Genomic DNA, 19,905 nt, shown 5'->3' on the forward strand with positions numbered 1-19,905 from the left:
CTAGCTACCAACGCTGCCGCCATCGTCGCGGCGAATCGCCAGAACCGATGGTCGCGGCGGCAGTTGCGGGTCGTTGTCCGGCCAGCGGTGCAGGGGCGTGTCGAAGGTGGAATTATCTGCGTCGGCCGGGTGTTGCACCGCCACAAACAGCGTCTTGCCATCCGGGGTAAATTCCGGACCGCAGATCTCCCCGCCTTGTGGGCACCCAAAAAAGTGCTTGGGTGCTGCACGTCGCTCACCTTCGGTGGCCATGGCCCAGAGGCCATCGTGAAAACCGAAGTCCTCGCAGCCGTCCGTTGCTATCCACATATTTCCCAGCCCATCGAATGCCACGTTGTCCGGGTTGGCGAACCAGCCGTGGGTGGAGATATTGGCCGGTTGCTGCTGGCCATAGGCCCCGCGCTCCGCTGGATCTTCCGCATTGGGGTTGCCGCCCAGCAGGAAGGTATTCCAGTGAAAGGTGTCATTTGCGTGGTCGCGCAGTCCGTTGCGCCCCGGGGGCACGATTTCCAGAACGTGTCCGGCGGTATTGCGCGCCCGTGGGTTGGCCGGGTTTTCATCGCCCGCCTGACGCTTCTTGTTTTTGGTGAGCATCACGTAGGTGCAGTCATTCACCGGATTGGTTTCCACATCTTCCGGACGGTCCATGGGGGTGGCGCCAAGCAGTGTTGCCGCGCGGCGGCAGTCGATCAGTACATCCGCCTGGTTGCGGAAGCCGTTTTCCGGGGTCAACGGTCCCTGACCGAAAACCAGGGGCAGCCAGGTGCCGGCCCCTCCCTCGCGGAACTGACCGGCGTACAGGGTGCCGGCGGTCAACAGCTGTCGATTGTGATCGTTTTCGCCGGGACGATATACGTCACTGGAGACAAATCGGTACACAAACTGGTGCTCGTCGTCGTCACCACCGTAGGCGACAACCGGTTCGCCCGGCTTGCTCACCACGGTGAAGCCTTCGTGTTCGAAGCGGCCGAGACCGGTGAGTTTGCGGGGCTTGGACTCGGGATCGTAGGGATCGTATTCCACCATCCAGCCAAACCGGTTGGGCTCGTTCGGTTCCACGGTGATATCGAAGCGACGGTCGTAGTCGCCCCAATTGCGGTTACCTTCTTCAATGCCGAAGGCGTGGTGATTGCGCGCCTCTACTTCGTCGGCCACGTTATCCGGATCCCCCTGAAATGCACCGCCAAATCCTTCTTCGGCAATCAATACGGTTCCCCAGGGCGTTTTGCCGCCGGCACAATTGCCCACCGTGCCAAATACCTGAGTGCCGCTTGAGTCCTCGCTGGTCTGCAGGCGCTTGTCGCCCGCGGCGGCACCGACGATTTCCATTGCCGTGGTCAGTGTTATCCGACGGTTGTAGGGGCTGCCCAACACCGGCTGCCATCCGTCACTGGTCTGCTCGATCTCAACCACGCTGTGTCCACACGCCTGCTGCTCGACGGCGATATGCGCGTCACTGGTACCGCGCACCGAACTGGCCTCGGTATAGCCTGCAAACATCAGGTGCGGTTGCGTGTATTCGTGATTCACACACAGCAGCCCGCGAGCGCTATTCTGGCTCTGGCAGTGGCGGTCGCCCTCGCCGGGCCCGGCGTCGGGGTCCAGGGGCATAAAGGCAATAAAATCGTTGTTGTAGCCAAACCGTCGGGCCTGTTCTTTGGCGTCGAGCTTTTCCGGAACGAAGCTCCCGGCAAACGCGTCCAGTGGATCCCCCCAGCGCAGCAGTAGATCGGCGCTGTATCCTTCCGGTAGGTGGTGGCGGAAGTCCAGCGCGTGGGGGATTTCCGCAAAGCCGAGGTTCTCCGCACCCTGGTCGCTGCTCTTTGCGCCACAGCCGGGCAGTAACGAGGCGCCAGTGGTTGCGGCCGTGGCGGCGCCCAAGGCTTTGAACAGAGTGCGCCGTGTGAGGCTTACCGGCGCTTCAGTGGCTTCAGCTTCGTCGTTCCTGCGTGTCATAAATTATTCACCATTTTGTTCATTCCCCGGGGCAGCCGGCTGTGTTCGGTCTGCAGCGTCCGTTGTGCCTGTGCTTTCGGGTACTGGTTCACGATTTCGAAGGCAAGGTTACAGGCGCTATATGACAAATTTAAAAAAACGGTAACGCAAATTTCACATGCCAAGTCTAGCCTGCGCGCACAAATCAACAGGCCGGACCTGGTTGTTTACGCCATGACACCGGTCGACCCACTGCTTCTTATCTGACAACACTAATTCCTGAATGGGGATGGGGAACTATGACCAAGTCTGTATTTAATCTGAAGATGGTGGCGCCTCTTGCCGCCGCCATCATCAGTGTCAACGCCACCGCCCAGAGCGCGGCCAGCGAATCTGTCGCCATGAGTGCCAGCAGCGGCGTTGAGGAAATCGTGGTGACTGGTACCAACGTTTACCGCGATCGCACCGACGACATCAACCCGACACTGTCTTTCGATCTGGACTTCTTCCAGCGCTTCGAGCCGCTCACCGTGGGTGAAATGCTCAAGCGCACTCCGGGTGTCGCCTTCACCTCTGACGTGCTCGAATACGACGCGGTGCAGCTGCGCGGTATGAACGCCGAATACACGGAAGTGCTGATCAATGGCCGCCCGATTCCGGGCCAGGGCGCGGACCGCACTTTCTTTGTAGACCGTATCCCTTCCGAGCTGGTTGAGCGTATCGAAATTATCCGCTCTCCTTCCGCAGACATGACCTCTCAGGGCGTTGCCGGTTCTCTGAACGTAATCCTGAAAGATGGCGCTAAGCTCGAGGGTATCACCACTCGTCTGGGCAGCACCTACTATGCCGACTCTGAAGACTTCCGCACCATCGGTTCTGCGGCCATCGCCCACGCCGGTGAGGACTACGATTTCTGGCTGGGTGCCAATATCCAGGAGCGCTATAACCCCAAGCGCAAGACCGAAGCCTACTTGGATGACGAAGTTCTGGAAGGCTATGCCTTTGAAGAGGACACCCGCGACGGCAACGATAACTCTCTGAACGGTTCTCTCGGTTTCCAGCTGGATGAAACCTCCGAGGTGCGCTTCAACGCCTACTACGTATTTACTGACCGTACCGAAAACGAACTGGTGAGAGAGTTCGAAGGTGACGTGATCAGCCGCACCGAGGGCGATCTGGTGGCCATCGCCACTCAGGAGGAGCAGATCGATCAGACCAGCTGGGGTATCGACGGTGTTTACGTCACCGCCCTGGGGTCCGGCGAGCTGGAGCTTTCCGCCGCCCTATCTCAGTTCAAGGAAGACACCGTCAACTTCGAAACCGAAGAAGAGTTTGACGATGGTGTGTCCGAAGGTGTGGAAGAAGGCGACGAAGTTCTGTTTATCGAAGACAAGAACTACTCTCTGGAAGGCAGCTATACCGTGGCACTGGGTGCAACCGAGCTGAAAACCGGCCTGTCTTACGGTGCCAGTGAGCGCGCGGGCCTGCAGGCCGGCTTTTTCGACGTGGATGCGGACATTGAAGAAACCCGTGTCGCGCCATACGCCAAACTGACCTTCGCGATGGCGGAAAACCTCAGTCTCGAAGGCGGTCTGCGCTACGACATCTACGAGCGTGAAGTGTCCAATGAAGACGGCAGCGCAACCAGCGACAGCAATGAACTGCTGCCATCCATGAGTCTGCGTTGGGATATGGACGACGACAACCGCGTAACAGCCTCTGTTGCGCGCACTCTGCGTCGCCCGGAATTCGATCTGGTGTCTCCGTTCGAAGAAGACGAGACACCGGACGATGAAGATGTCACTGTGGGCAACCCGGATCTGGCATCCGAGCTGGCCTGGGGCTTCGACCTCGGCTTTGAACACCGCCTGCCTGGCCGTGGTATTGTGGGTGTGAACTTCTTCTACCGTGATATCGACGACGTCATTGAGCTGACCGATACCGGCGTTGAAACCGAAGCCGGTGGCGCACTGTTTACCCCGATGAACGTGGGCAACGGCACTTCCCGCGGTGTCGAGTTTGATATCTCCATGCCGCTGGCATTTGTTGGACTGGAAAACACCGGTTTCTACGCCAACTACGCCTACCTCGATTCCGAGATCAAAGACCCGTTCACTGGTGAAATGCGCACCTTCCGCAACCAGCCGGATTCCGTGTACAACATCAGCCTGACCCAGGACCTGCCGGGCTTTGGTGGCGCAGGTATCTCCTACCAGAAGCGCAGCGAATCCCTCGAGACCGAATTCGAGGAATACGTTATCACTGAATACGATGGCAACCTGGAATTGTTCGTCGAATGGAACGTTTCTGAGCAATCGGTTCTGCGCTTCAGCGGCACCAACCTGCTGGATCAGGAAAAGGTGGAGTACATCCGCGACTACGGTGAGCCGGTCAATGAAATCCAGTACGAGGACAGCACGCCGACTTACAGCCTGACCTGGCGTTCTGCGTTCTAAGTTCGGATTTTTCCGCAAAAGCCCGGTACCGATGAGAGTCGGTCCCGGGCTTTTTGCTATTTTTAAATGTTGAACGGGTGCGTCATCTGTTTGCCATTTTACTGTAACGACATGGGTGTAACTTGCTGCCTCCTGTAATCACCCTGCCAGGGAACCTCAGACCGTCGAGCCAATTATGTCATCAAAAACTTTCAAAACTGCCGGCTTGCTGGCCTTAGCCACTCTGCTCTCCGCCTGCGGACCAAAAGTGGATGCCCCCGCGAAAGCCCCTACGCCCATCCAGCCACAATCCGCACTGGTACTGACCGATGTGGTCTCCAGCCAGCTCGCGCCCCTCAGTCTGGCCGATGAGGACTACCTGCTGCTTGCCAGCGAAAAACGCGGGCTGGTACTGGTACGTGCGAGCGGTGAAGAAAAGCTCGCCCTGGATGGAGGCACCGTTGAGCGTTTCGCGGTCCAGCAGCTGGCGGAAGACAGCTGGCTGATCGCCATGTACAACGAGGACAGCGCCGAACTGCAGTTGCGTCTTCTGGACATGGAAGAGGGCAGCCCGAGAATCCGCTATCTCGCAGCGATGGCCACCAGCGCGCCCCAGGCGGCCATGTGCTTCTCTCGCCAGGCGGGGCGTACTCACCTGTTTGCCATTGATGAAAATGGCCTTGGGCATGAGTATGTCGTGCACCCGCGGGAACAGGCGTGGGAATTCACCGGCGTGCGCCCGCTGTACTTTGGTGAGCAGGTGTCCTCCTGTGTAGTGGACGACCGCAATGGCAAACTGCTGGTGGCGCAGCCGCCCCTGGGTATCTGGAGCCTGAATGTCGATGCGGAAATGGATGAGGCGCGGGAGGTGTTCGCCGCGGCTGCGGACCTTTCCGAAGACGAGTTCGGTGGCCTGTGGCTGGATGACGCCAGTGGTAACCTCTGGCTGACCGCCGGCGACCGGGTAATGGCGTTCAATATCAATGTCCCACGACAAGCCCCGCGCTTCGTGGAAACCCTGGCGGAAATCGAGCCGGTTTCCGCTGCGGTGCAACAGGGTGCATTACTGGCACTGGCGGAGGAAAGTGATCAGGTACACCGCTTTGCGGTGACATTGCCTGAGCCGGCGGCGGAAATGCAGGCATTCCGCGCGCCGTTGGAAATTCCGCGGGTGCGCGCCAGCGGCCAGACCGCGCCGGTAACTTCCGGTGGCGATGCCGCCGATGATCCCGCCATCTGGGTCAACCCGGTCAATCCCTCGGCCAGTCTGATTCTGGGTACCGACAAGAAAAGCGGCCTCAGTGTGTACGACCTGAATGGCAAGCTGCTGGAGCATTTTGCCGTCGGCCGGGTCAACAATGTGGATCTGCGCCCCATGCAGCATGGCAAATTTGTCGCCATTGCCGCCGCCAGCAACCGCACCGACCCCGGTGTCAGCCTGTTTGGTATCACCGCGGCGGGCGAGGTGGAGCACCTGGGCCTGCGCAACCTGGAAATGGACGACCCCTGCGGTCTTTGCGTCTACCGCAAGGGCGGTGATCTGATGACCTGGGTATCCGACAAAGAAGGCGCCATGCAGCTGCTGCAGATTGTACCCGGCACCGGTAATGTGGACTGGAGTCTCAAGAAAATTGCCGCGCTTCCGGTGCAGAGCCAGGTGGAGGGCTGTGTGGTGGATGACGAGCAGCAGATGCTGTTCTTCGGTGAAGAGGACGGTGGTATCTGGCGCCTGGATATTGCGGCATTTGTTGCCGGTGAGGCCAAGCCTCAGCTGATTGCGCCGGTAGACGGTGAGCGTCTGGCGGCAGACGTGGAAGGCATGGGCTTCTACCACGCCGACGACCGGAGTTATCTGGTGGTATCCAGTCAGGGCAACAACAGCTACGCACTGTTCTCCCGAGACGGCAGCCAGTTTGTGGGGCACTTCCGAGTGGATATCAACCTGGATAAAAACCTCGACGGCAGCTCCGAGACCGACGGTCTGGAAGTCTCCAGTGCGGCCCTCGGCAGTCAGTACCCGCAGGGCCTGCTGGTGGTGCAGGACGGCCGCAACCGGATGCCCAGCCAGAGCCAGAACTTCAAGCTGGTTTCCTGGGCGGATATCGCCGAAACGCTGAAGTTACAGTAAGCCTGTAAGGGGGAGGAACTGCCACCTCCCTTTGTATGCGAAAATCCGCCGGACTCTTCTGATCCGGCGGATTTTTTTATGCAGCGTATTTCCTCTACTCTCGCACCCGACCTTTCCTTGTCTCGCATCGCCTTTGGCCTCTGGCGTCTGACCGACTGGGGCTATTCCCCGGCTGAGCGTGTGTCGCTGTTTGAACAGATGTTGGACCTGGGAGTGACAACCTTTGATCTTGCGGATATCTACGGGGACTATCGCTGCGAGCAGTTTTTTGGCGAGGCACTGAAGCTGCAACCACAATTGCGCGAGCGCATGGAGATTGTCAGCAAGTGCAGTATTCGCCTTGCGGGCGAGGCATCCGGTGCGCGGATCAATCACTACGATACCAGTGCGGGGCATATCCGCTCGGCGGTAGAAACCAGTCTGAGGGATATGGGCGTCGAGCAGATGGATCTGTTACTGCTACACCGCCCCGATCCGTTGATGGATGCGGACGCGCTGGCCGGCGCTCTCGAGACCCTGGTGCAGGAAGGCAAGGTAAAACACCTCGGGGTTTCCAATTTCCTGCCGCAACAGTTTGATCTGTTGCAGTCCCACCTGTCTCTACCCTTGGTTGCCAACCAGATCGAAGTTTCACTATTGCATTCTCAGCCTATGTTTGACGGCCAGCTGGATCACTGCCAGCAACACAAAGTGATCCCCATGGCCTGGTCACCATTTGCGGGCGGACGCTTGTTCAGTGGCGACGACACAGATGCGACGCGAGTACACCAGGAGTTGGCTCGCTTGAGTAAATCACTCGGGTTAGATGCGGAAAACGGCCCCATGCAATTGGCGCTGGCGTGGTTGTTGAAGCATCCCTCACACATGGTTCCGGTGCTGGGGAGTGGTAATCCCAAGCGTCTGGTTGCAGCGCTGGCTGCGTTGGAAATGGAACTGGATCGAGAAGCGTGGTTTGAGTTGTTGCGTGCTGGGCGTGGGCGGGATGTGGATTAATCCGGCCTCGGTGGCATTGTTTTTTTAGCTGTTGCGGTGGCGCGAGGGCACCGGGTATATGTTTTTGAAACCGCTGTGAATACATCCCTGTACGCTGCGTCGGCGACGTCCCTGTCGCCGACGCTTTCAAAAACATATACCCGGCACCCTCGCTTCAATTCCGCCATAACCACTTCGTTAGTGCTGGCGAAAGTTTTGTCGAAGTAAAAGAGGAAAAATTGAAGGCGCTGACGCCGGGAAAGGTTTGCGAGACCTTCCGCGAGAGGGACCTCGCGGAAGAGCCCCCAAGGATGGGTTCACGGCGTGTCTCGCAAACCTTTCCCGGCGGCAGAGCCGCCACTGGAAGACCTACGAAGCACCAAGGACCGCGGAGTGAAAATCAACCGGCGTAAGCGTTATCCGGCACCAGATCATAATTCACGTCCCCGAGGTCAAACTGCTCTAGCGGCGCAAGGTGCATGGGCACGCGATAGCAGCGCAGTAATTCGTCGCCCCGGCGATCCATCACCTCGAGATCGTCACCGGCAATGCTGTGCAGCAGGCGGTCAAATTCGGTAACCGCAGAAGCGATCACCATCTTGTATTCGAGTTCGTCACCGAGTTTGATGTAGCGCGCATCACCATCCTCCAGCTCGATGCGCAACCACCCCGGACCGCGTTCGGCTCCCGCCACGCCCAGAACCAGCGGACCCTGTTGATCCTGGCAGATGGGCGCGAGTTCGTGCGCATAGGGCTCCGCATCCACCTCCTGACCAACCCACACCCAGCCCGGCAGGCCGATACGGGTCAGGTGCCACTCGGAAAGCCAGACAGTCTGGTCGTCGTCCACGCGGAACTCGCTGTATTCGCGCTGTCCACTGCTGGGCGCCAGGCTCACATTGGCTTCCGGGTTCTGCTTGCGGAAGGTGTTCAGCTGCTGGGTCATCTCGTAATTCACTTCCCAGCGCTTCTCCAGGCGCCACTGCATCGGATAATCACCCCATTCCACCAGATATTCCTCACGCTCGCGCAGCGTCTCCGCCACACGCCAGAAAGCGCCGTCGATCAGAATGCAGGTGTCACCGGGCTTGCTGCCCGGGGCGATAATACTGTGCTCCGGAGAGGCTTCAGAGGCGTTGACCACATGTTCGCTGCGGCCCTCGATCACCTCGTACCAGGGGAAGCCATGGCGCAGGGGTGGTGGAAAGGCCAGAGGTGGGCGACCGGCGAGCAGGCGACGGAAAAGGACGGATTTTTCGATTTCCAGGTCAGATAGGGTATAGCCTTCTTTCTGGGTGATCTGGCCCCAGGCGAAAGCCGCCCGTACCAACTGTTTTTCTCTGTCTGAAAAGCTCATTGCGGCGGGTTCGTTGCTTATTCTGTAGTCAAACGACGGCAAACCATACCACTCGGCGGCGGTCGGCGCCACGGCAATCTGGCCTGGAGCACAGCGGTGTGGGGAAAAGTTCGGTAGACTGCAGAAGCGACAATTAATGCGCGAGTGACCGATGTCGAAGCAGAAAAGAATAGTAAACCGATTGAAACCGCTGTTTTTGGCGGCCGCCATGGGGGTGCTGGGCAGCAGTGCCGGGGCTGAACAGCCCGAGCAGTCCAGTGGTGCACCACTGCTGCAGGCGCCGCTGGTATCGGAGCCCTGCTATGGCAGCGGCTGGTCCGATGCGCTGCACTGTTACCGGGTACCGGTTACTGGCCCACAGGCCGGGCAGGGGGCAGAGCTTGCGGTACTGGTGGCGCCGGCGCTGAATGGCGGCCAGCGCGAGCCCCTGTATATGCTCGCTGGCGGCCCGGGACAGGCGGCGTCGGATCTGGTACGCCTGCTCAACCCGCTGCGCAAAATCAACCGCGAGCGCGACGTGGTGTTTGTGGATCGCCGCGGCGCCGGTCTGTCGGATGTATTTGATTGCGGTATCAGCGACTCTCCACCAGCGGACCTGCAGCACTTTTCCGAACTCATCGCGCAATGTTATACCCGCGCGGCGGAGCGCCCGCTGACGCTGCATAGTCGCCAGACTGTGGAAGACCTGGAACAGGTCCGCAAGGCATTGGGGCACGACAAAATCAGCCTGTGGGGTGGTTCCTGGGGCACGCGTACAGCACTGCTGTACCAGCAGTGGTACCCGGATTCCCTGGTCAGCCTGGTGCTGGACGGCGTAGCCCCCATAGAAAGCAAGGTGTTTCTGACGGCGCAGGAAGCCGAGTCCGCTCTGCGGCAGCTGGAACAAGACTGTGCCGAGGATCCGGTGTGCCGCGAATTTGGCGACTGGCGTGCGGCGCTCGATCAGATACTTGCAACCTGGGATCGGGCCCGCGCAGTGAGTTTCCCGGATCCGTTTACCGGCTTTCCGTCACAGGAGCCCGTGGAAGGGTGGGTGCTGGCCAACGCGGTGCGCACTGCCCTCTACGATCCGGGCGCGGCGGCGCAGCTGCCGTTTGCGGTGGACCAGGCTGCCCAGGGTAACCTGATGCCGCTTGCCGGAATCGTGGGGCTGTTTGCCGCGATGGAAGGCGGCATGGCCATGGGGCTGACGTTTTCCGTTGCCTGTGCGGAGGAAATGCAGCGCATCAGCGAAGACGAAATCGCGGCAGACAGTGCCGGCACCTTTCTCGGCAATGCCTTTCTGCAACCCTTTATACACGGCTGCGCGAAATGGCCGGTGCCCCCGCGTGACTATGCCCCCAGTGAGCCTCGGGCCCACCCGGTACTGCTGATCTCCGGCAGTGCCGACCCGATCACGCCACCGCATTACGCGGAAGAGGCGCTGGGATATCTGGAAAATTCCCAACATCTGATCGTGCCCGGCGGAGGGCATATCAATAGCGCGCGAGGCTGTATTCCCGATCTGATTCTGGAATTCCTGGATGGTGAGAGCGCCGCGCTGGATCAGCGCTGTGTGGCTGATATCCAGCGCCCGCCTTTTATGGCGGCGCCGTTCGGCCCAGAATTCGCGCCGCCGCAGATGCCGCAGGTGGCCCGGGATGAAGCGGCGCAGAGCGCCGCTACGCGGAAGGGAGAGCAGCCGTGATTCGTGTGGAAGGTATCAGTAAGTCGTTTGCCGGCCAGCCGGTGCTGCGCGACCTCAGCTTTGACGTGCCGGACGGTCGCATTACCGCGCTGCTCGGTGCCAACGGTGCGGGTAAAACCAGCTGTCTGCGTATTGTGTGTGGATTGCTGGGCGCTGAGCGCGGCCAGGTGCTGGTGGGTGGTCTGGACCCGGCTCTGGACCCCCAGGGGGTGCGCCGGCAGCTCGGTGTCGTGGGGGACCGGGAAGGGCTGTATGAGCGCCTGACCGTAGCGGAATATCTGGATATTTTCGCACGTATGCAGGGCTTGTCCGGCTCTCAACTGACCCAGGCACTGGAATCGATCTGCGAGGAGCTGGAGCTGCACGCCCTGTGGCAGCGTCGTATGGGAGGCTTTTCCCAGGGGGAGCGGATGAAGGTTTCGCTGGCCCGGGCTCTGGTGCATCGCCCGCAGCATCTGATTCTCGATGAGCCCACGCGCGGTCTCGACGTACTTGCGGTACGCCTGTTGCGCCGCACTCTGTTGCGCCTGCGTGCGGCCGGTACTGCCATCCTGTTTTCAAGCCATGTGATGCCGGAAGTGGCGGAGCTTTCCGACCGTGTACTGGTGATGTCGCAGGGGCGGATTGTGGGCCGTGGCACTCCGGAGGAGCTGTTGCAGCAAACCGGCTGCAACAGTCTGGAGGACAGCTTTGTGGCACTGGCCTATGGCGAGCGACCGTCCCAGGCAGAGGAGGTACTGGTATGAGCGCACAGAGAAAGTCCACCCCGCGTATCGGTCTCCTGCAGAGGATGTCGCCGCTGTTGCGCAAAGAGTTTCTGGAGGCGTGGCGAGACCGTCGGGCACTGGTCATGGCGGTGAGTTTCGCCTTGATGTTTCCGGCAATGATGGCCGGTGGCTCGATGTTTATGATCAAGAAAAAGTCGGAAGAGGTCACCCGGGTTGCGATCCTTGGCAGCGAACAGGCTCCGCTGATGGCGGAGCGGCTGCGCGGACCCGGGGTCGAGATCGACCGCCTGGACAGCGGTGATCCCCGTGAGCTACTGGCGCAGGACTATCATCTGGTGCTGGCGTTCGCCGATGACTTCGCCCAGCGCTACCGGGACTTCCGCGCGCCGCCGCTATATCTCTATGTCGATACCTCCAGTACCGATGCCGGCCGTGCCCAGCGCCAGCTGCAGGAGCGCCTGGCCGGGCTGCAGCAGATGGTGGTGACACAGCGGCTGGCGGCGCGAGGGGTGGCGCAGCAGGTACTGGCTCCCTGGAAACTGGAAACCCGGGATGTCAGCACGCCTTCCGCACGGGGGGCTCTGTTGCTGGCAATGGTGCCAGGGCTGCTGATTCTGACGCTGTTCGTGGCGAGCCTGGCCACCTCGGTGGATACTTCCGCCGGTGAGCGGGAGCGCCTGAGTATGGAAACCCTGCTGCTGCAGCCGCTGCCCGCGTGGCAGATCATCACCGCCAAGATGCTGGCGGTGGCGAGCCTTGGCTGGTTGGGTGCGTTGATGGCGATCGCTGCGCTGGTGGCGCTGATGCCGGTGATGCCGCTGGCAGAGCTGGGGATTCAGCAGGCCACCACGGTACCCGGGGTGATCAGCATGGGGTTGTTGCTGCTTCCGCTGGCGCTGCTGGTGGCAGTACTGCAGATTCTGCTGGCGCTGCGCTCGCAGTCTTTCAAGGATGCGCAGACCCAGCTGAGTATTCTGCAGATAGCCCCGCTGGTGCTGCTGATGGGCCTGGACATGGCTCAGGTCAGCCTGGCGGACAGCTGGCAATTGCTGCCGCTGATCGGACATCAGCAGTGGCTCAAAGGTCTTCTGGTGGGGGAGGCGGTGTCGCTGCCCTGGATGCTGGCCGGTTCTGCAGTCACGCTGATGTTTGTTGCGGCGGCGGTCGCCACCGGTGCGCGGGCGCTGCGCCGGGAGTCCCTGCTTTCTGCCGGTTAACGAGGTGACGGTGTCTATTACGGAACAAGAGCACGAAGGATTGCTGAGTATTGACCTGGGCGCGGTGGTAGGAAATTACCGGCGCCTGCGCGAGGTAGTCTCACCGGACAGCCAGTGTGCGGCAGTGGTCAAGGCGGACGCCTACGGCCTCGGCATGGCACAGGTGGCGCCGCCCCTGTACCGCGCCGGCTGTGGGGAGTTTTTTGTTGCCACCCTTGCCGAGGGGCTCGAGCTGCGGGAGGTGTTCCAGCGTCACGCTGAGCATGCTGCGCCAAAAATTTATCTGCTGGCCGGCGTGCGCCCCGGCTGTGAAGCGGCCTGTAGAGCGGCGGATCTGACTCCGGTACTGGTAACCCTTGAACAGTTGGCGCGCTGGTATGCCGCCACTGCAGACGATGGCCGTGCGGCGCCCTGCGTGCTGAAAATTGATACGGGTATGACCCGGTTGGGCATGACTGCAGCGGAATTCGATCAGCTGCTGGGGGACCAGACTCTGCTGGCGCGGGCCAATATCCAGATGCTGCTGAGCCACCTGGCCTGCGCCGATGATGCCTCTCACCCGCAAAACCGATCGCAGCTCGACCGCTTCAACGATTACCTTTCACGTTTGCGCGCGCACTGCCCGGAAGTCCGTGCCAGCTTCGCCAACTCCTCCGGTATTTTCCTGGGTGAGGAGTACCACTTTGATCTGGTGCGCCCGGGCTCCTCGCTGTATGGCGTCAACCCAACTCCCCCTCAGGGTAACCCCATGTCCGCGGTAGTGACGCTGCGCCTGCCGGTACTGCAGAAGCGTGCCGTGGTCGAGACCTGCGCGGTGGGTTATGGGGCTACTCAGACGGTTGCTGCCGGCAGCTGGTTGGCGGTGGTGCGCGGGGGCTACGCCGATGGCATCTTGCGTACGCAAAGTGGCCGCGGGCGCGGTTGCGCGGTGATCGGCGGTCGCCGAATTGAAGTCCCGATGGTGGGGCGCGTTTCCATGGATACCTCGGTCTTTGATATCTCCGCGCTTAGTGCCGGCGAGCGGGATCAGCTGGAAATTATCGAAGTCCTCAATGACTCCCTCACCGTGGACCATATGGGCACAGCAGCCGGTACCATTGGCTATGAAATTCTGACCTCCCTCGGCTCCCGCTACTTTCGGCGTTATCTGGGCGGGTGAGCCCCGGCGCGCGACTGCCGATATAATGCCCCGTCGATTTGGTTTACCTGGAGGTATTCCCTTGAGCTTGCAGCAACACGCCACACTGGGCGCCTTGCGCCCCCTGCTGGAGCAGTTGGCCGATGGTGAGGTGCACTCCGGAGAGACGCTCGGCGAGGTGCTGGGAGTGAGTCGCGCGGCGGTGTGGAAACAGCTGCAAAAGCTCGAGGCCTTCGGTCTGCAGATCGAGTCGGTAAAGGGGCGTGGATATCGCCTCCCGGGCGGATTGGATTTGCTGGACCCGGAGCAGATTCGCGCGGCGCTGGCACCGGTCGCGGTGGAGCAGCTTGCGCAACTGAGTGTCTGCGACCAGCTGGATTCCACCAATGCGCAGGTGCTCGCGGCACTCGATAGCGGGCAGGGGCACGGCCTGGTGGTGCTCGCTGAGCAACAGACCGCAGGGCGTGGCCGGCGGGGGCGCCAGTGGCTCAGCCCGTTTGCTGCCGGGGTCAGTCTCTCTATCGGCTGGCAGTTCAGTGGCGGTGTGCAGCGGCTGGAAGGGTTGAGCCTGGCAGTGGGGGTGGCGCTGGCCCGGGCTCTGGCCCGATTCGATGTACCTGACGTCCGCCTGAAGTGGCCCAATGATGTGTGGTGCCGTGGGCGCAAGCTCGCTGGTGTATTACTGGAGTTGAATGGTGATCTGACGGATCGCTGTGGGGTGGTCGTGGGCGTTGGCCTGAATATGCGTCTGCCGGAGTCGGCAACCGAAGCCATCGGGCAGCCGTGGATCGATCTGGATCGTGTGCGCCCGGGTATTTCCCGCAATCTTCTGGTCGCAGCCATGCTGGATGAACTGGTGCCAATGCTGGCCGCTTATCCGGAAACCGGGTTCGCCCCCTGGCGCAGTCCCTGGATGGCGCTGGATCAGTTCGCAGACGCCGAGGTGTGCGTGCATGCCGCGCAGCAGCGCTGGTGCGGTGTGGCGCGCGGGGTCGACAATAGTGGCGCGCTACTGCTGGAGATCGACGGTCAGCCGCGGGTATTTCATGGCGGCGAGGTCTCGTTGCGCCCGGTATCCGGCGGCGCCTGTGGCGGGGAAAAGCTGTGACGGGCCTCATTCTGGAGCTCGACCAGGGAAATACCCGTGGCAAGTGGCGATTGGTGCGCAGTACCGAGGGCGGTCCTGTGGATATCATTGCGCGGGGTGTTTTTGCTCCGGGGTCATGGTGGCAGCGGGAACTGCCTGCCAGCTGGCGGCAGAACCGCCCGCTGCGGATTCGCTGCAGTAACGTGGCAGGGGCGCAGGTGGGGGCGGCGATAGACGGCCGGCTGCGCACGGCGCTCGGGATTCCTGTGGAATTTGCGCGGGTGACACCGCAGAGTGCGGGGGTCTGCTGTGGATATGCGGATGTCTCCCGCCTGGGGGTGGACCGCTGGCTGGCGGTACTTGCGGCCCACGGCCGGGCAACCGCCCCGGCGTTGATAATGGATTGCGGGAGTGCCGTCACCCTGGACCTGCTGGGTCATGAGGGGCAGCACCTCGGCGGGTATATCGTGCCTGGTCTGGGTTTGATGCGCCGGGCGTTGTTCAGTGACACGGATGCGGTAAAGGTGCCGGAGTCCTTTGCCGAGGGAATGTCGCTGGCACCAGGGCGCCATACGGATGATGCGGTCAATCGCGGGCTGCCGCTGATGGTGCTGGGGGCAATGGAGCGCGCGCAGGAAGTGCTGCGGAATCAGTTGCAGTCGCAAACAAAACCCGGGGAGCCCCGACCCCGCGAGCCGCTGCGCACCCTGGTCACCGGTGGTGACGGCGCATTGATTGCCTCCTTGTGCCGGCATCCGGTGGAACTGGTGGAAGACCTGGTAATGGAAGGGCTTTCCTATGCAACGGTGGCCGCGCTGGATTGATGTGGCCCGCAAGGCACCCGGAGTAAGTCACATTGTTGTCAACGTTCTCTTAAGCCAATAAAACTTGTATGCGCTGGATATTTTTTTTGCTGCTGATCGCGAACCTCGGGCTTTTCGGGTGGTTCCTGAACAAGGACCAGGCTCCCGCTGCCAGGGTTACCGCGGTGGCGACGGATGTTGGGGTCAACACCATATCTCTGGTCAGTGAGGTGGATTCCGCTGAGCTTGAGGCTGTCGCCCCGCCCCCCGAGCCGTCGCCGCCGGAGGTGGCGGCTGGTGCTCAAACCCGGGCGGCGCCCCTGTGTACTCTGGTAGGGCCTTTTGAAAAGGCGTACCAGGGTGAAGACGTGGCGCAGCGCCTGCAGGCGCTGCAGGTGGATGCGGTGCTGCGGGATGTGGAGATGCAGGGGCAGATGCGCTATTGGGTTTACCTGGCACCTCTGAATTCTACGCGCGAGGCCTTTCGCAAGCTGCGTGAGCTGCAGGCGGCGGGTATCGACAGCTACGTGATCCCGAAGGGGTCGCTGGAAAATGGCATCTCCTTCGGCATCTTCTCCGAGCTGGCGAGGGCGCAATCCCTCGCCAGAGAATTGCGCGAGCGCGGGTTTGCCGCGGAATTTCGCGAGGAGCCGCAAACTTATCTCGAGCGCTGGGTCGTGCTCACCAATGAGGACCCTGTATCCGCGGTGGGTGCAGGTGAGCAGATTGGCGACGAGTTCTGGCAGCAATTACAGCTCGACTACCCGGATATCGAGCGGCGTCAGAATCTGTGCAGTGAGATTCGGCAGGACAGCGCCGATCGGTAAGTATCTGGCGAAGAACAACAAATTGTCTTTCGGGGTGAAGAAAAGCGACAACAGGCTGTTGCGTGTCGCCATCACTTCCCCTAGAATCCCGCCTCCACTTCAGGGGTGGTCAACAACACCTGAAGCGGGTGGAGCCTCCGGGTTTCATTTTTGAGGTGCTGGCGTAGCTCAGTTGGTAGAGCAGCTGACTTGTAATCAGCCGGTCGGGGGTTCGACTCCTCTCGCCAGCTCCATCTCTCTTCCTGTTCGCGGGCTGCTGAAGAAAATCAGTTAAGTGTGTGAAATTAAAGGAAAAACTTGTTGACATCGAAAAGGTCGCTGTAGAAAATACGCACCGCTTTCGGGCAGGGGTTCCCGAGTGGCCAAAGGGATCAGACTGTAAATCTGACGCGCAAGCTTCGGTGGTTCGAATCCACCCCCCTGCACCATTATTCAGATGCCTGTGTGCTGGCATCGAAGATGGAAGAGGTTGTTTGGTCTTCTGTCTGGAGGTTATCGCACGCGATAGCGCGGGCATAGTTCAATGGTAGAACCTCAGCCTTCCAAGCTGATGATGCGGGTTCGATTCCCGCTGCCCGCTCCATTTTATTGTGCGGAGCCTGGTTGGCAAGCTTGAAAAAGCTTGGTTCTAAAGTCGCTCGGCTCTCTGGGTTGTGCGCATGCAGGCGGCCCCGTCTGCGCCGGCAGAAACTGCTGGCTTCTGGAGTAAGCTCATGTAGCTCAGGGGTAGAGCACACCCTTGGTAAGGGTGAGGTCGGCGGTTCAAATCCGCCCATGAGCTCCATTATTCGTAGCCGCGGTGACTGGTGTCTCCGCGGCTATTTGTATCCGGGTTTTGTGTCTTTTGGCGGCCCGGGTGCGCAGGCTCCCGAGCGGACTCATGTCTGTGAATGTATGGGAGCCGTTCTTGGTAATAGTCGCTAGTTCGGCTCACGCTTATATTGGGAGGCCCGCAATGGGAAAAGAAAAGTTTGAACGTTCCAAGCCCCACGTAAACGTGGGCACCATTGGTCACGTTGACCACGGTAAAACCACCCTGACCGCTGCGCTGACCCGCGTATGTTCCGAAGTGTGGGGCGGCGCTGCTGTTGAGTTCGCCGGTATCGATAACGCTCCGGAAGAGCGTGAGCGTGGTATCACCATCGCGACCTCTCACGTGGAATACGAGTCCCCGACCCGTCACTACGCCCACGTAGACTGCCCGGGACACGCCGACTACGTTAAGAATATGATCACCGGTGCTGCTCAGATGGACGGCGCTATCCTGGTATGTGGCGCGACTGACGGTCCTATGCCGCAGACCCGTGAGCACATCCTGCTGTCCCGTCAGGTAGGTGTACCTTACATCGTTGTATTCCTGAACAAAGCAGACCTGCTGGCAGAAGACTGTGGCGGCGTAGGCTCTGAAGAATATGCAGAGATGCTGGAACTGGTAGAGATGGAGCTGCGCGAGCTGCTGGATCAATACGAATTCCCGGGTGACGACACTCCGATCATCGCTGGTTCTGCCCTGATGGCCCTGAATGGCGAAGATGACAACGAGCTGGGCACCAGCGCGGTTAAGAAGCTGGTAGAAACCCTGGATGAGTACATTCCGGAGCCGGAGCGCGCTGTAGATCAGCCGTTCCTGATGCCGATCGAAGACGTATTCTCCATCTCTGGTCGCGGTACCGTAGTAACTGGTCGTGTAGAGCGTGGCATTATCAACACTGGTGACGAAATCCAGATCGTTGGTATCAAAGAAACCACTCAAACCACCTGTACCGGTGTTGAAATGTTCCGCAAGCTGCTCGACGAAGGTCGTGCTGGTGAGAACATTGGCGCCCTGCTGCGTGGCACCAAGCGTGACGAAGTTGAGCGTGGTCAGGTACTGGCGAAGCCGGGCTCCATCACCCCGCACACCAAGTTCGAAGGTGAGGTGTACATCCTGTCCAAGGACGAAGGTGGTCGTCACACCCCGCTCTTCAAAGGCTACCGTCCGCAGTTCTACTTCCGTACCACCGACGTAACCGGTGCGGTTGAGCTGCCGGAAGGCACCGAAATGGTAATGCCGGGCGACAATATTCAGATGTCTGTGACTCTGATTGCTCCGATCGCCATGGAAGAAGGTCTGCGCTTCGCGATCCGCGAAGGTGGCCGTACCGTTGGTGCTGGTGTTGTAGCTAAAATCATCGAGTAATCGATGTGGGGTGCGATTGCCAGTTGAATTGGTGGTCGCACTTGCAAATGCTGGGGTGGGTGGTATGATCCGCCCCTCATTTTTTCCGGCGGTGGCGCCGTCTGCCTCCGGAAGTGTTCCAGGCCAGTAGTTCAATTGGTAGAGCACCGGTCTCCAAAACCGGCTGTTGGGGGTTCGAGTCCCTCCTGGCCTGCCAACTTTCAGATGCCCGCAAGGGGCCTGCAGTTGGGCTATCCTGTACTGCTGTCGCTCTTTGTGGTCGTTGGCAATAAAGGCGCCTTGCGGTATAGAGGCGCGCTAAAGGCTTCTTCGTATGAATGCTAAAGTAGAGGCGAAAACCTTTCGTCTTGACGGCCTCAAGTGGCTGCTTGTAGTGCTGCTGGTTGGCGCTGCGGTTGCCGGCAATTCCTACTACGCCGAAATTCCCCTGCTGTATCGCGTATTGGCAATCGTTGCGCTTTGCCTGGTGGCGGTATTTGTCGCAGTGCAGACCGAGAAGGGTAACGCTTTCTGGAATCTGTTGCGGGAGGCGCAGAATGAAGTGCGCCGCGTAGTGTGGCCGACCCGCCAAGAAGCGACCCAGACCACTCTGATTGTGGTGGTGTTTGTGCTGCTGATGGCAGTCATTCTGTGGGCGTTGGATTCCGGCCTCGGCTGGATTGCTTCCAAGATCATTGGCTAAAGGTTAATCCATGGCAAAGCATTGGTATGTGGTTCAGGCTTACTCCGGTTATGAGAAGCGCGTAAAGACTTCTCTGAAGGAGCGCATTGAGCTGCACGAAATGGATCACCTCTTTGGTGAGGTTCTGGTTCCCACCGAGGAAGTGGTGGAAATGCGTGCCGGCCAGAAGCGCAAAAGTGAGCGCAAGTTTTTCCCCGGCTACGTGCTGGTGGAGATGGAGCTGAATGACGATACCTGGCACCTGGTCAAAGAGACCCCGCGCGTGCTGGGTTTTATTGGCGGCAAGGCAGATAAGCCGGCCCCGATTACCGACCGCGAAGCGCAGGCGATCCTGAATCGCATCGACGACTCCGTCGACAAGCCCAAGCCGAAGACGTTGTTCGAGCCGGGCGAGATGGTGCGCGTTATCGATGGTCCGTTTAATGACTTCAATGGTGTGGTTGAAGAGGTCAATTACGAGAAGAGCCGCCTGCGGGTGGCAGTATTGATCTTCGGGCGCTCCACACCGGTAGAGCTTGAGTTCGGTCAGGTAGAAAAGAACTGAATTTGAGTTGAAAGGATTCGGCCCTCTTTCGCTGTGAGCGGAAGGGGGCTTTCACGTCCCTGAAAACCAAGTATCTCTTTCCGGAATTCTGGATGGGTGCCTGGTTGGGGCAAACAGGGGAGCCGAGCGTTGCACGTTTGTACAAGTGTACAGCGCAGGCGTTAATACCCAGTTAAAGAGGAAGCT

General features: G+C 60.1%; 15 protein-coding genes and 5 tRNA genes. 18 read left to right on the forward strand and 2 right to left on the reverse strand.

Going from position 1 to position 19,905, the window contains the following annotated elements; translation table 11 throughout:
* The gene (locus LRR79_RS05935) at window positions 1-1,956 is read right to left on the reverse strand and encodes a PhoX family protein (RefSeq protein WP_231759484.1); all 1,956 of its coding nucleotides are present in this window, start codon (window positions 1,954-1,956) and stop codon (window positions 1-3) included.
* Between the two features lie 278 nt (window positions 1,957-2,234).
* On the opposite strand from LRR79_RS05935, the gene LRR79_RS05940 reads away from it, so the two are divergent.
* From LRR79_RS05940 to LRR79_RS05950, 3 genes are all read left to right on the forward strand, one after another.
* Window positions 2,235-4,391: a TonB-dependent receptor plug domain-containing protein gene (locus tag LRR79_RS05940; protein WP_231759485.1), complete on the forward strand. Its 2,157-nt coding sequence runs from the start codon at window positions 2,235-2,237 to the stop codon at window positions 4,389-4,391.
* Window positions 4,392-4,566: 175 nt separating this feature from the next.
* Window positions 4,567-6,498: a phytase gene (locus LRR79_RS05945; RefSeq protein WP_231759486.1), complete on the forward strand. Its 1,932-nt coding sequence runs from the start codon at window positions 4,567-4,569 to the stop codon at window positions 6,496-6,498.
* 78 nt (window positions 6,499-6,576) lie between these two features.
* Window positions 6,577-7,491, forward strand: coding sequence for an aldo/keto reductase (locus LRR79_RS05950; protein WP_231759487.1), 915 nt, complete (start codon window positions 6,577-6,579; stop codon window positions 7,489-7,491).
* A 379-nt stretch (window positions 7,492-7,870) separates the two neighbouring features.
* Here LRR79_RS05950 and LRR79_RS05955 read toward each other — a convergent pair whose 3' ends face one another.
* Window positions 7,871-8,827, reverse strand: coding sequence for a hypothetical protein (locus LRR79_RS05955; protein WP_231759488.1), 957 nt, complete (start codon window positions 8,825-8,827; stop codon window positions 7,871-7,873).
* Window positions 8,828-8,978: 151 nt separating this feature from the next.
* Here LRR79_RS05955 and LRR79_RS05960 point away from each other — a divergent pair, with 151 nt between their 5' ends.
* From LRR79_RS05960 to nusG, 15 genes are all read left to right on the forward strand, one after another.
* Window positions 8,979-10,514, forward strand: a complete 1,536-nt coding sequence (locus LRR79_RS05960; protein ID WP_231759489.1) for an alpha/beta hydrolase — start codon at window positions 8,979-8,981, stop codon at window positions 10,512-10,514.
* Window positions 10,511-11,260, forward strand: a complete 750-nt coding sequence (locus tag LRR79_RS05965; protein ID WP_231759490.1) for an ABC transporter ATP-binding protein — start codon at window positions 10,511-10,513, stop codon at window positions 11,258-11,260. Before LRR79_RS05960 ends, LRR79_RS05965 begins: the two co-directional genes overlap by 4 nt.
* Entirely contained in the window at window positions 11,257-12,459 is a 1,203-nt protein-coding gene (locus LRR79_RS05970) for an ABC transporter permease (RefSeq protein WP_231759491.1), read from the forward strand. Before LRR79_RS05965 ends, LRR79_RS05970 begins: the two co-directional genes overlap by 4 nt.
* A 10-nt stretch (window positions 12,460-12,469) precedes the next feature.
* Window positions 12,470-13,618, forward strand: a complete 1,149-nt coding sequence (alr, locus tag LRR79_RS05975) for an alanine racemase (protein WP_231759492.1) — start codon at window positions 12,470-12,472, stop codon at window positions 13,616-13,618.
* Between the two features lie 61 nt (window positions 13,619-13,679).
* Window positions 13,680-14,705: a bifunctional biotin--[acetyl-CoA-carboxylase] ligase/biotin operon repressor BirA gene (gene birA / locus LRR79_RS05980; RefSeq protein ID WP_231759493.1), complete on the forward strand. Its 1,026-nt coding sequence runs from the start codon at window positions 13,680-13,682 to the stop codon at window positions 14,703-14,705.
* Window positions 14,702-15,508 carry a type III pantothenate kinase gene (locus tag LRR79_RS05985; RefSeq protein ID WP_231759494.1) on the forward strand — a complete coding sequence of 269 codons (807 nt, stop codon included), beginning with the start codon at window positions 14,702-14,704 and terminating at the stop codon, window positions 15,506-15,508. Before birA ends, LRR79_RS05985 begins: the two co-directional genes overlap by 4 nt.
* 68 nt (window positions 15,509-15,576) lie before the next feature.
* Window positions 15,577-16,314 (forward strand): SPOR domain-containing protein, encoded by a 738-nt coding sequence (locus LRR79_RS05990; protein WP_231759495.1) that lies wholly within the window; start codon window positions 15,577-15,579, stop codon window positions 16,312-16,314.
* 157 nt (window positions 16,315-16,471) lie between these two features.
* Window positions 16,472-16,547 (forward strand) — tRNA-Thr (locus LRR79_RS05995).
* A 111-nt stretch (window positions 16,548-16,658) separates the two neighbouring features.
* Window positions 16,659-16,742: transfer RNA gene (locus LRR79_RS06000), tRNA-Tyr, on the forward strand.
* Between the two features lie 81 nt (window positions 16,743-16,823).
* Window positions 16,824-16,897: transfer RNA gene (locus tag LRR79_RS06005), tRNA-Gly, on the forward strand.
* A gap of 126 nt (window positions 16,898-17,023) precedes the next feature.
* Window positions 17,024-17,098: transfer RNA gene (locus LRR79_RS06010), tRNA-Thr, on the forward strand.
* A 171-nt stretch (window positions 17,099-17,269) separates the two neighbouring features.
* A complete protein-coding gene (tuf, locus tag LRR79_RS06015; RefSeq protein ID WP_231759496.1) occupies window positions 17,270-18,493 on the forward strand; it encodes an elongation factor Tu in 1,224 nt (407 codons plus the stop codon).
* A 120-nt stretch (window positions 18,494-18,613) separates the two neighbouring features.
* Window positions 18,614-18,689, forward strand: a tRNA-Trp gene (locus tag LRR79_RS06020).
* A 117-nt stretch (window positions 18,690-18,806) separates the two neighbouring features.
* Complete coding sequence (secE, locus tag LRR79_RS06025; RefSeq protein WP_231759497.1) at window positions 18,807-19,175, forward strand: preprotein translocase subunit SecE; 369 nt, start codon at window positions 18,807-18,809, stop codon at window positions 19,173-19,175.
* Between the two features lie 10 nt (window positions 19,176-19,185).
* Window positions 19,186-19,719, forward strand: a complete 534-nt coding sequence (nusG, locus tag LRR79_RS06030) for a transcription termination/antitermination protein NusG (RefSeq protein WP_078083382.1) — start codon at window positions 19,186-19,188, stop codon at window positions 19,717-19,719.
* Window positions 19,720-19,905 lie beyond the last annotated feature (186 nt).

This window comes from Microbulbifer elongatus (assembly GCF_021165935.1).
In the GTDB taxonomy this organism is placed as follows: Bacteria; Pseudomonadota; Gammaproteobacteria; order Pseudomonadales; family Cellvibrionaceae; genus Microbulbifer; species Microbulbifer elongatus.